At 70.0% G+C, this 11,611-nt stretch carries 6 protein-coding genes and 1 tRNA gene; 4 read left to right on the forward strand and 3 right to left on the reverse strand.

What is annotated here, in order from left to right:
• Positions 1 to 43: 43 nt before the first annotated feature.
• From M4D53_RS14965 to M4D53_RS14975, 3 genes are all read right to left on the reverse strand, one after another.
• Positions 44 to 6,673, reverse strand: coding sequence for a CLIPPER-2 domain-containing protein (locus M4D53_RS14965; RefSeq protein WP_259954827.1), 6,630 nt, complete (start codon positions 6,671 to 6,673; stop codon positions 44 to 46).
• 226 nt (positions 6,674 to 6,899) lie between these two features.
• The gene (locus tag M4D53_RS14970; RefSeq protein WP_259954797.1) at positions 6,900 to 7,361 is read right to left on the reverse strand and encodes a hypothetical protein; all 462 of its coding nucleotides are present in this window, start codon (positions 7,359 to 7,361) and stop codon (positions 6,900 to 6,902) included.
• Between the two features lie 87 nt (positions 7,362 to 7,448).
• Positions 7,449 to 7,531: transfer RNA gene (locus tag M4D53_RS14975), tRNA-Leu, on the reverse strand.
• A 144-nt stretch (positions 7,532 to 7,675) separates the two neighbouring features.
• Between M4D53_RS14975 and M4D53_RS14980 the strand changes: the two genes are divergently transcribed.
• The 4 genes from M4D53_RS14980 to M4D53_RS14995 are packed head-to-tail and all read left to right on the forward strand — an operon-like array spanning position 7,676 to position 11,610.
• Positions 7,676 to 8,401, forward strand: a complete 726-nt coding sequence (locus M4D53_RS14980; protein WP_025102897.1) for an FHA domain-containing protein — start codon at positions 7,676 to 7,678, stop codon at positions 8,399 to 8,401.
• Entirely contained in the window at positions 8,398 to 8,916 is a 519-nt protein-coding gene (locus M4D53_RS14985; RefSeq protein ID WP_187662806.1) for an FHA domain-containing protein FhaB/FipA, read from the forward strand. The genes M4D53_RS14980 and M4D53_RS14985 overlap by 4 nt, the downstream gene beginning before the upstream one ends.
• Before the next feature lie 7 nt (positions 8,917 to 8,923).
• Positions 8,924 to 10,228 carry a PP2C family protein-serine/threonine phosphatase gene (locus M4D53_RS14990; protein ID WP_060922719.1) on the forward strand — a complete coding sequence of 435 codons (1,305 nt, stop codon included), beginning with the start codon at positions 8,924 to 8,926 and terminating at the stop codon, positions 10,226 to 10,228.
• Entirely contained in the window at positions 10,225 to 11,610 is a 1,386-nt protein-coding gene (locus M4D53_RS14995; RefSeq protein ID WP_187662805.1) for an FtsW/RodA/SpoVE family cell cycle protein, read from the forward strand. The genes M4D53_RS14990 and M4D53_RS14995 overlap by 4 nt, the downstream gene beginning before the upstream one ends.
• Position 11,611: the final 1 nt, after the last annotated feature.

Here is an 11,611-nt window from a genome sequence, read left to right on the forward strand (position 1 = left end):
GGGGGGGGGGGGGCCCCCCCCCCCCCCCCCCACCACTTCTCGGTCAGCGCTGCTCCTGCTCTTCCTCTCGCCGGCGCACCCGGGTGAGGCCGAGACCCAGCCCGGCGAGGACCATCACTCCCCCGAGGAGCAGCCCTCCGGCCATCAGCGTGCCGCCCGTGACCGCGAGACCGGTCGGCGGGGTGGGGACCACTCGGGTGATCGTCTGCGAGGTCGGCGGATCGATCGGCCCGTCCGGCGTGTTCCCCGTCACCGTCGCGACGTTTCGCACCTCGCCGCGACGCACGTCCGCGGCGTCGATGGTGTGCGGGGGCACCGTGCATGTCATCTGCTCCCCGGAGGCGAGGCTCGTCGCCGGGCAGGTGACCGCACCGGCCGTCGGGTCCGACACGGCGATGTCGGAAACCGTCTGTGCCCCGGTGTTGGTAACGATGATCGTCCACTCCACGCGATCGCCGAGGTCGATGATCCGGTTCGCGTTGACGTCGACGGTCGTCGCCCGCTTCTCGATCGCGAGGGAGTTGGTCCCGTCGAACGGCACCTCCACGGTCGACGGCGGTGACACCGGCGGCGTGCCCGTGGGCGGTGTCGCCGTGGCCGTCGCGGTGTTCGTCAGCCGTCCGGAGTCCACGTCCGCCTGAGTGGTCGTGTACGTCGCGGTGCATGTCACCGTCTGCCCCGGGATGATGCGGGCCGCTTCATCCGGGCATGTGACCGCCGACAGCTCGCCCTCTCCGGAGAAGTCCGTGTCGTCCACCACCACGTCCGCCAGCGTCACGTTGCCCGTGTTGGTCACGACGAAGGAGTACTCCAGAATCTCCCCCACGGTGGTCATCACGGCCGGGGTCGCGGACTTCACGATGTTCAGGCCGGGGGCGGGAAGCGCCGGGACGCGCGTCTCCGACGGCGGCGACACGGGAGGCTGCAGATCCCCGGGCGGGACGCCGGTCGCCGTGGCGGAGTTCGTCACCTGACCGGCGTCGATGTCCGCCTGCGTCAGCACGTACGACGCGGTGCAGACGAGCTGCGCCCCGGGGGCCATCGATGCGGTGCCTGCCGGGCAGTCGATCGCCGACAGCGTCCCCGTCCCCGAGAACGCCCCCTCGTTCACCACGACATCCGTCAGCGTGACGTTGCCGCTGTTGGTCACGACGAACGAGTACGTGACCTCCTGGCCCACCACATAGGAGTCCGGAGCATTCGGGGTGGCCGACTTCACGACCGTGATCGCCGGGTTCCGGTCGCCGGGGACCTCGACCGTCGACGGCGGCGTGACCGGCGGCTCGCTGGTCGGCGGTCCCGTCGGGGGCTCCCCCGTCGCGACAGCCGTGTTCGTCAGTCGCCCGGCGTCCACATCGGCCTGGGTGACCACGTACGGCGCGGTGCAGGTCACCGTCGCTCCCGGGGCCAGCGATGCCGCCTCGGCAGGACACGTGACCACCGGCGCGGTTCCCGTCCCCGAGAACGACACCTCCTCGACACCGACGTCCGTCATCGTCAGATTGCCCGTGTTGGTGATGAGGAACGAGTACGTGATCGTCTGCCCTGCGGCCGAGATCTCGGTGAGGTCCGCCGTCTTGGCGACCGTGAGGGCCGGCGACCCGTCTGACGGCACCCTGACCGTCGACGGCGGCGACACCGGCGGCTCCCCGGACGGCGGCGTTCCCGTACCGGTGGCCGTGTTGGTCACGCCGCCCGCATCGATGTCGGCCTGCGTCACGACGTACGTCGCGGTGCACGTCACCTCCGCACCCGGGGCGAGCGATTCTGCTCCCGCGGGGCAGGTCACCACCGGCGCGGTGCCGGTACCGGTGAACGAGACCTCGTCCACGCCCACCTCCGTGAGCGTGACGTTTCCGGTGTTGGTGACGAGGAACGAATAGGTGATCGTCTGCCCGGCGGCGGTGATCTCCGTCCGGTCGGCCGTCTTCGCCACGGTCAGCGCGGGTGCCGGGTCGCCGGGGACCAGCACGGTCGACGGCGGTGAGACCGGGGGTTCGCCCGTGGGCGGCGTACCGGTCACGGTCGCGGTGTTCGTCACCCCGCCGCCATCCAGATCAGCCTGGGTGACCACGTAGGGCGCGGTACAGGTGACCTGGGCTCCCGGCGCGAGCGATGCGGCTGCGGCGGGACACGTCACGACCGGAGCCGTGCCGGTTCCGGTGAAGGTCGTCTCGTCCACCGTCACGTCGGCGATCGTCATGTTCCCCGTGTTGGTCACGAGGAAGAAATACGTGATCGTCTGGCCCGCTGCGGTGATCGTGGTGCGGTCGGACGACTTCACCACCGACAGTCCCGGTGCCGGAGTCGACGGCACCTCGGCCTCGGACGGCGGGGACTCCGGCGGCTCCCCCGACGGCGGAGTACCCGTCACGGTCGCGGTGTTCGTCACCCCGCCCGCATCGATGTCCGCCTGGGTGACGACGTATTCCGCCGTACAGGTCGCCTCGGCTCCCGGAGCGAGCGACGCCACCGCGGCCGGGCACTCGATGACGGGTGCCGTCCCTGTGCCGGTGAACGAGGCCTCCGTCACCTCGACATCCGTCAGCGTCACGTTGCCTGTGTTCACGACGAGGAAGGAATAGGTGATCGTCTGCCCGGCGGCCGTGATCTCCGTCCGGTCCGCCGTCTTCGAGACCGACAGGCCGGACGACGGCTCCGACGGCACCTCGACCTCGGACGGCGGCGACACCGGCGGCTCCCCCGACGGCGGAGTACCCGTCACGGTCGCGGTGTTCGTCACCCCGCCCGCATCGATGTCCGCCTGCGTGACGACGTACTCGGCGGTGCACGTGACCTGGGCCCCGGGTGCCATGGTGGCCGCACCCGCCGGACAGGTCACGACGGGAGCCGTCCCTGTGCCCGTGAAGGTGCCCTCGTCCACGGTCACGTCGCGCACCGTGACGTTGCCGGTGTTGGTCACCAGGAACGAATAGGTGATCGTCTGCCCCGCCGCCGTGATCTCGGTTCGATCCGCGGTCTTCGCCACGGTCAACGCCGGCGCCGGGTCACCCGGGATCTCCACCGTCGACGGCGGCGACACCGGCGGCGTGCCGGAAGGCGGCGTTCCGGTCGCCGTCGCCGTGTTCGACAGCTGCCCCGAGTCGACGTCGGTCTGCGTCAGCGTGTACGTGGCGGTGCAGGCGATCTGGGTTCCCGGCGCGAGCGCCGCGGCCCCCGCCGGACAGGTGATCGCCGACAGCTCGCCCGAGCCCGTGAAGGCCGTGTCCTGCACCGTCACGTCGGTGAGCGTGACGTTGCCGGTGTTCGTGACGACGAAGGTGTAGGTGATCTCCGTTCCGACCGTGTAGCCGGCGGCGGTCGAAGGATCGGCCGACTTCACGACGGTGATCCCGGGTGTCTCGGTCGACGGGACCTCGACCTCGGAGGGCGGCGACACCGGCGGCTCGAGGGTTCCGGGCGGGTCACCGGTCACAGTGGCGGTGTTCGTCACGCCGCCCGCGTCGATGTCGGCCTGTGTCACCTCGTAGGTCGCAGTGCAGGTGACCTGGGCCCCGGGCGCGAGGGACGCGGCCGCTGCGGGGCAGGTGACGACGGGTGTCGCGCCGGTACCCGAGAACGACACCTCGTCGACGGTCACGTCCGAGATGGTCACGTTGCCCGTGTTCGTCACGAGGAAGGAGTAGGTGATGACGTCCCCCGCGGCGGTGATCTCCGTCCGGTCGGCCGTCTTCACGACCGTGAGGGCGGGCGCGCCGGGGACCGTGACGATCGCCGTGGAGGGCGCGGACACCGGCGGTTCGAGGTCGCGCGGCGGCGTGCCCGTCGCGGTGGCGGTGTTGGTCACCTGACCCGCGTCGACGTCCGCCTGCGTCGCCTCGTAGGACGCGGTGCAGGTGACCTGGGCGGCCGGAGCGAGTGTGGCGGCGGCGGCCGGACAGGTGATGACAGGGGCCGTGCCCGTGCCGGAGAACGCGGTCTCGGTCACGGAGATGCCGGTCAGGGTCACGTTGCCGGTGTTGGTCACGACGAACGCGTAGTCGACGGTCGCCCCGGCGGCGGTGATCGACGTCGGATCGGCGGTCTTGACGAGGCTGATCGCGGGCGTCTCGTCCGCAGGGACGACCACGGTCGACGGCGGCGACACCGGCGGCTCGCCCGTGGGGGGCTCGCCCGTCACGGTCGCGGTGTTCGTCACGCCGCCGGCATCGATGTCGGCCTGGGTCACCACGTAGGGAGCGGTGCACGTCACCTGCGCACCCGGAGCCAGCGATGCGGCGGCCGCGGGGCAGGTGATGACAGGAGCCGTACCCGTGCCGGTGAAGGCGGTCTCCGTCACCCCGACGTCGGCGATCGGCACGTTTCCGGTGTTGGTGATGAGGAAGGAGTAGGTGATCGTCTGACCCGCGGCGGTGATCTCCGTGCGGTCCGCCGACTTCGTCACCGCGAGCGCCGGGGCGGCGGTGACGGGGATCTCGACGGTGGACGGCGAGGACACCGGTGCCGTGCCCGTGGGCGGGGTGCCCGTCGCGGTGGCCGTGTTCGTGAGCGCCGAGGTGTTGTAGTCCGCGGCGGTCACGGTGTAGCTCGCGGTGCAGGTGACCTCGGCTCCCGGGGCGAGGGATCCGGCGCCGGCCGGGCAGCTCACGTCCAGCGCCCCGGTGCCCGAGAAGGCCTCCTCATCGATGCCGACGTTCGTCAGGGTCACGTTCCCGGTGTTGGTGACGAGGAAGGAGTAGTCGATCGTCTGTCCGGCGGCCGTGATCGCGGTCGTCTCGGAGCTCTTCTCCAGCGAGATCGCCGGAGCCGGGTCCACCGGCACGCGCACGGTCGACGGCGGCGACACCGGTGGCGTCAGCGACCCCGGCGGCACACCGGTGGCGGTCGCGGTGTTGCTGACCGATCCCCCGTCCACGTCCGTCTGCGTCAGGGTGTACCTCGCGCTACAGGTCGTCTGCGCACCCGGGGCGAGGGGGGCGACCGGGCACTCGATCGTCGACAGGGAGCCGGAACCCGTGAACGCCGTCTCGTTCACCGCGATGTTCGAGACGGTCACGTTGCCCGTGTTGGTGACGATGAACGAGTAGTCGATCACCTGTCCGACCGTGAAGTCGTCCGGTCCGGACGGGGTGGCCGACTTCACGACCGTGAGCGCCGGGGTACGGGTCGTGGTGACCGTCGCGGTGCTCGGGTTGCTCTCCACACCCGTGTTGGCCTCGGAGGTACCGGTCGCGAGCGCGGTGTTCGTCACCGTGCCCGCATCGATGTCCGCCTGCGTCAGCGTGTATGCCGCCGTACAGGTGGTGTTCTGCCCCACGGCGAGCGTCGTCGCCGCGCAGCTCACCGCCCCGAGCGTCCCGGTGCCGCTGAACGCGGACTCGCGGATGCCGAGACCCGATACGGCGACGTTGCCGGTGTTGGAGACCGCGAACGAGTAGGTCACCGTGTCCCCCGCCGCGGAGGCGGTGGTCGGCGTGACCGTCTTCGTCAACGCCAGAGACGGCGCCGGAGCCGTGATCGCGAGGGCATAGTCCTCCACCTCACCCGGGCCGCCGGTCCCCGTCGGGGTCGCCGTGGTCAGACCCGTCCCGCTCTGGATGCGGAACCGCGCGAACGTCTGCCCGCCCACCGTCTGGGAGGCGATGCCGGACCAGTTCAGCGTCACCGACGAGCCGTCCGCCGTCCCTGCGGGCACCGCCGCGGTGGCACCCTCATTCGCATCGAACACGCCGTTGCGGTTGAAGTCGATCCAGCCGACCAAGGTCGCCGGCACCCCTGGCACCTTGTTCGACGCCAGCACCGACACCGAATACGTGTTGGTCACGCTCGCCATGATCGGCCCGAACGACGCCACCCCCGTCTCGTCGTTGATGGTCTGGTTCGGGGCCGTGCCGCCGACCGCGTTGTCGCCCGTGGCGGTCGCGCTGTACTGCATGGCGCCTTCGGCATCGGCCGACCACCCCAGATACGTCGCCGCATTGAGCTCCTGGGAGACCGATCCGTAGCTGGCCGGCGCATCGCCGAAGTCGTCGGGGATGGTCGTACAGGAGGGATTGAAGCCGTCGATGCCCTCGCCACCGCTCTGAGCCCGGTAGCCGCGCACGACGATGTCGCTCGTTCCGGTCGTCCCGGCGGGGCCGCATCGGGGTGTCGGCGTGTCGAGACCGCCGTTGGTGTTGAAGTTCTGGCCTGCGGTGAGGACGGTGGGGGTCGCCGCGAGGTTGACCCGCAGCTCGCCGGTCGCCGTGAAGGTCATCGGACGACACGTGATCTGCACCGAGGAGGGCCAGCGGGCGCCGTTGTCGCCGACGAAGGTCGTACCCGTGATCCGGTGCACGAAGGTGTTCGCGGGGCACGTCGCGGTCTGCACGTTGCCGCGACTCTGGTCGTAGACCGGTCCGGTGATCCAGGTGGGGTTCACCGTCGCGGTGACGACGCCCGCGTTGCTCACGGTGATCGTGGAGCACTGCAGGCTGAAGCGCGTGAGGATCGAGTTGCCGGTCGCGCCGGGGGCCTCCGCCGTCCGGTTCTCCGTCTGCACCGCGGTGAGGACCGAGTTCGCCGGACACTCCGTGGGTGCCGTGAGGTCCTTGTCGGAGCCGACGATCGGACCTTCGTACGAGACGCCGAGGTACAGCTGCGCCGGGTCACCAGGGGCTGCCGTCGCGGGCAGCACGGGCGCGACGAGCGACCCGAGCACGAGGGCCAGCATCGTCGCCACCGCCCACGGTCGTCGCGGCGACAGCAGGCGTCGTCGCGTTCTCCGGTCCCTGTTCTTCTGTTCGCGTTCGGAATTCGTATGCAGAGAGAACTGCATGGACACTCCCCTGTTCCGGGCCCAGTTCACCCACCCCTCCGAACTGGGATACGGCTGAGAGTAGGGGGAGCGATCAGGGAACTCCAGGGTGACTTTCGTCCCTCCAGGATGAGGACGTGAGTCAGTTCTCCTGCTCGGCGGACAGGCCGAGTCGGTGGCGCAGAACCGCGGCGCGCTCCTCGAGTTCCGCACGGATCTCGTGGGCGGCGAGCGAGCCGCCGGAGAGGAAACCCGCCTCCAGTGCCTCTCGCCACCGGCGGTTCACCTCGGCCAACTCGCGGGTGAGACGCTCCCTCTCCTCCGCCGACAGCAGCTCCGGCGGGGCGGCGTCCTCCACCTCGCCCTCCGGCACGACGTACCACCGGAAATCCTCGCGACCGCGCGCGTTGTTGAGTCGCCAGAGCACGGCGAGGGACACCAGGACCCCTGCTCCCCCTGTCGCGATCATCACCCAGGCGAACCCGGGCGCGTCGTCCCGTTCGAGCATGCCCAACCAGAGCAGCAGCCCACTGATGAGGCCCAGGACGCCGGGGAAGACGATGCGGACGAGGATGAGTCCGGCGGTGTGCATCCAAGGGGTCATGCGTGAGACCGATCGATGGGCGTTCGCGGCGGAGAAGAAGAAAGAGCCGGTCAGACTCTGACCGACTCTTTCATGAATGTCTCGCTGTGCGCGAGGGGGGACTTGAACCCCCACGTCCATAAGGACACTGGCACCTGAAGCCAGCGCGTCTACCATTCCGCCACTCGCGCGAGCGTCTCGTTCCGAAGAACTCAACTTTCCGAGGATATCACGCGTTTTCGGCCTCGTTGCACACCCCCGGTGGGGCGTCGGCGGCGTTCCCCCAGGTCACCTGGCTACGATGTCCCTACCGGTCGGCATGCCAGAGGAGCCCAGTGGGACTACTTGACAGCTTTGAGAAGGGTCTCGAGCGCGCAGTGAACAGCGCGTTCGCGAAGACCTTCCGCAGCGGCATCCAGCCCGTGGAGATCGCTTCGGCGCTGCGACGCGAGGCGGATACCACTGCGGCCGTGGTGAGCCGTGACCGCATCATCGCGCCCAACAACTACGTCGTGCGTCTGAGCCCCGACGACGCGGAGCGCATGCGCGGGCTCGGCGGCGCGCTGACGGACGAGCTGCACGCCCTCCTCACGAAGCACGCGAAGTCGCAGGGCTACAGCTTCGCCGGCCCGCTGTCCCTCACACTCGAGGCGGACGACAAGGTCGCCACCGGCACCGTGCGCGTCACCTCGGGCACCGTCGAAGGACGCGTGAGCTGGCAGGCCGTGGTCGACGTCGACGGACGCCGGCACACCCTCACGCGTGCCCGCACCGTGATCGGCCGTGGCTCGGACGCCGACATCACCATCGCCGACGCCGGGTCGAGCCGTCGTCACGCCGAGATCCTTTGGGACGGCGAGCGCGCCATGCTCCGCGACATGGGATCCACCAACGGCACGAAGGTCGACGGGCAGAAGCTCCGCGAAGCCGCCCTCCCCTCCGACACCACGATCACGATCGGTCGCACCGACCTCGTGTTCCGCATCGTCCCCGTCGCCACCCCGTCGCGGTCGTCCCGCCCCGACGACGACGCGACCCGCGTGTTCGGAGCCCTCGGATGAGCGAACTGGTCCTGCTCCTTCTCCGCATCGGCTTCCTCGTGCTGATGTGGTTCTTCGTGTTCGGGGTCGTCTACTCCCTGCGCGCCGACCTGTTCGGGGTGCGTGCTCGCAAGCTCCCCGCCGAGGCCACCGCGGGAGCACCCGCTGCTGCCGCTCCGGCACCGACCGCTCCGCCCCGTCCCTCGTCGGCGCGACCCTCGACCGGCCCCGCGACCGTGGCGACGGCGAAGCGCCTCGTGATCACGTCCGGGCCGAAGGCCGGTCTCGAGCTCCCCCTCGGCTCCGACGCGATGACGATCGGCCGCTCCAGCGAATCCGCCCTCGTGATCCGCGACGACTACACGTCCAGCCATCACGCCCGACTCATACTCCGCGGTGACACCTGGGCGATCCAGGACCTCGACTCGACGAACGGCACGTTCGTGGCCGGCCAGCGGGTGACGGGCGGCCCGGTCTCCCTGAGCCTCGGCACCCCGGTCAAGGTCGGCGCGACGACGTTCGAGTTGAGGGCCTGACGCCGGCATGGTTTTCGAAGGCTCGAGCGCCGCGATCTCCCACACCGGGAAGGTCCGCTCCAACAACCAGGACTCCGGGTACTCCGGGGCGAACCTGTTCGTCGTCGCCGACGGCATGGGCGGGCACGCGGGCGGCGACGTCGCCTCCAGCATCGCGATCCAGCGCATGGAGCCGCTGGACCAGCCGTACTCCTCCACGGAGGACGCGCAGGCCGCCCTTCAGGCCGCCGCCACGACCGCCGCGGGCGACCTCATCCGCGCCGCCAAGGATCGTCCGGAGCTCGCCGGGCTCGGCACCACGCTCAGCGCCATCATTATGGTGGACGAGTATGCCGTCATCGGTCACATCGGCGACTCCCGCATCTACCTCTACCGCGACGACGCGCTGACGCAGATCACGGCCGACCACACCTTCGTGCAGCGCCTGGTCGACTCCGGCCGCATCACGCCGGAAGAGGCCAGGTACCACCCGCGGCGCTCCGTGCTCATGCGCGTGCTCAGCGACATGGACGCCGACCCCGAGCTGGACATGTTCGTCATGCACGCGCAGCCCGGCGACCGCTGGCTGCTGTGCTCCGACGGCCTCTCCGGTGTCGTGGACGAGGCCCGCATCCTCAAGGCCATGCAGCTCGGGCTCGCCCCCGGCCGCACGGCGGACAACCTCCTCAAGCAGGCCCTCGACGGCGGCGCCCCGGACAATGTCACGATCGTGATCGTCGACGTCGGCGGTCAGCACCCCGTCCACTCCGGCACCGCCACGATCGTCGGAGCGGCATCGAACCCGTCGGGTGTCTACGTGCCGCCGGTGCGGGCCCCGCGGAGCAACTGGCTGCACCCGGTGCGGCAGGCCGCGAATGAGCCGAGCCACTTCGAGCCGGCACCCGAGTACCTCGAGGAGCTGATCGAGGAGGACCGCCGTCGCGCCAAGCGCCGCCGGCTGGGCTGGATCGCCGGCACCCTCGTCGTCCTCGCGATGCTGGGCTTCGCCGCGTTCGCCGCCTACAGCTGGACGCAGACGCGCTACTTCATCGGCGCCGATGAGGACAGTGTCGTGATCTTCCAAGGTGTGCAGCAGAACATCGGTCCGATCACGCTGTCGACGCCGGTGGAGGACACCGAGATCCTCCTCGCCGACCTGCCCCCGTATCAGCGGGCCTCGGTCGAGCGCACGATCAGCGCACGCTCGCTCTCCGACGCGATGGCCATCGTCGACCGGCTCCGCACGGGCGCCGAGGCGAACATCATCGAGCAGACCCCGCTGCCCACACCGCTCCCCTCCCCGAGCGCCACACCGTCGGGAGGTGCCGGGTGAGCACCGACGTCCAGGCCGACACCACGGTCATCAAGGCCCTGCGCCGCCTGCGCATGCCGCAGACGCAGCGCAACCGCGAGTTCTGGCTGCTTCTCTTCGCCTGTGCGATCAGCGGCGCCGCCCTCACCCTCGTCCAGCTCGGCGCCCTCGGCACCATCGACCCGATGATCCTGGCGATCGGCGGCGGCCTGGCAGCTCTGGCGTTCGCGCTGCACATCGTGCTCCGCTTCGTCGCCGCCGACGCCGACCCCTTCGTCGTCCCGATCGCGACGCTGCTCACCGGACTCGGCGTCGCGATGATCTATCGGATCGACATCGCCTTCGCGAACACCGGGTGGAACGCGTACTCCACCAAACAGCTCGCCTGGACCGCCATCTCGCTGGCCGGGGCGATCACGGTGGTCATCCTGCTGCGCAACTACCGGATCCTGTTCCGGTACACCTACATCTTCGGACTCGCCGGAATCCTCCTCCTGCTCCTGCCGTTCGTGCCCGGTCTGCGGATCCCCGACGCCAACGCACAGGTGTGGGTCTCGCTCGGCGGCATGTTCGCCTTCCAGCCCGGAGAGCTCGCAAAGATCTGTCTCGCGATCTTCTTCGCCGGCTACCTCGTGCGCACGCGGGAGAGCCTGACGTCGGTGGGCAAGCGGGTGCTCGGGATCACCTGGCCGCGGATGCGCGAGCTCGGTCCGGTGCTGGTCGTCTGGCTCGTCTCGCTCGGCATCATCGTCGTCCAGCGCGACCTCGGTACCGGAACGCTCATCTTCGGCATGTTCGTTGCCATGCTTTACGTCGCGACAGGCAAGACGAGCTGGGTGCTCATCGGTCTCGGCCTCGTGGTCGCCGGCGTCGCCGTCGCCTCCCAGATCCTCAGCTACGTGCAGGGCCGCTTCGTCAACTGGCTCTTCCTGTTCGACTCCTCGAAGGTCGACCCCGACGGCGCCGGATACCAGCCCATGCAGGGCTTGTTCGGGCTCGCCCGCGGCGGCCTCATCGGCACCGGCTGGGGTCAGGGCCGCCCGGAGATCACGCCGCTCGCGCACAGCGACTACATCATCACGAGCCTGGGCGAGGAGCTCGGCCTCATCGGGCTCTTCGCGATCCTCTGCCTCTACATGGTGTTCGTCAGCCGCGGCGTCCGCATCGGTCTCGCCGGTCAGGACGATTTCGGCAAGCTGCTCGCCACGGGCCTGTCGTTCACCATCGCGCTGCAGGTGTTCATCATGGTCGGCGGCGTCACCCGGGTCATCCCGCTGACCGGTCTGACCACCCCGTTCCTCGCCGCCGGTGGCTCGTCGCTCGTCGCGAACTGGCTCATCGTGGCACTCCTCCTCCGCATCTCCGACGGCGTCCGCCGTCAGCCCCGGGTGGTGATCGGCTGAC

This window comes from Microbacterium meiriae (assembly GCF_025143875.1).
GTDB classification, from domain to species: domain Bacteria; phylum Actinomycetota; class Actinomycetes; order Actinomycetales; family Microbacteriaceae; genus Microbacterium; species Microbacterium meiriae.

Coding starts and splice junctions, on each gene's coding strand:
- M4D53_RS14965 (WP_259954827.1), bottom strand. CDS start 6,673: ATGCTGGCCCTCGTGCTCGGGTCGCTCGTCGCGCCCGTGCTGCCCGCG.
- M4D53_RS14970 (WP_259954797.1), bottom strand. CDS start 7,361: ATGACCCCTTGGATGCACACCGCCGGACTCATCCTCGTCCGCATCGTC.
- M4D53_RS14985 (WP_187662806.1), top strand. CDS start 8,398: ATGAGCGAACTGGTCCTGCTCCTTCTCCGCATCGGCTTCCTCGTGCTG.
- M4D53_RS14990 (WP_060922719.1), top strand. CDS start 8,924: ATGGTTTTCGAAGGCTCGAGCGCCGCGATCTCCCACACCGGGAAGGTC.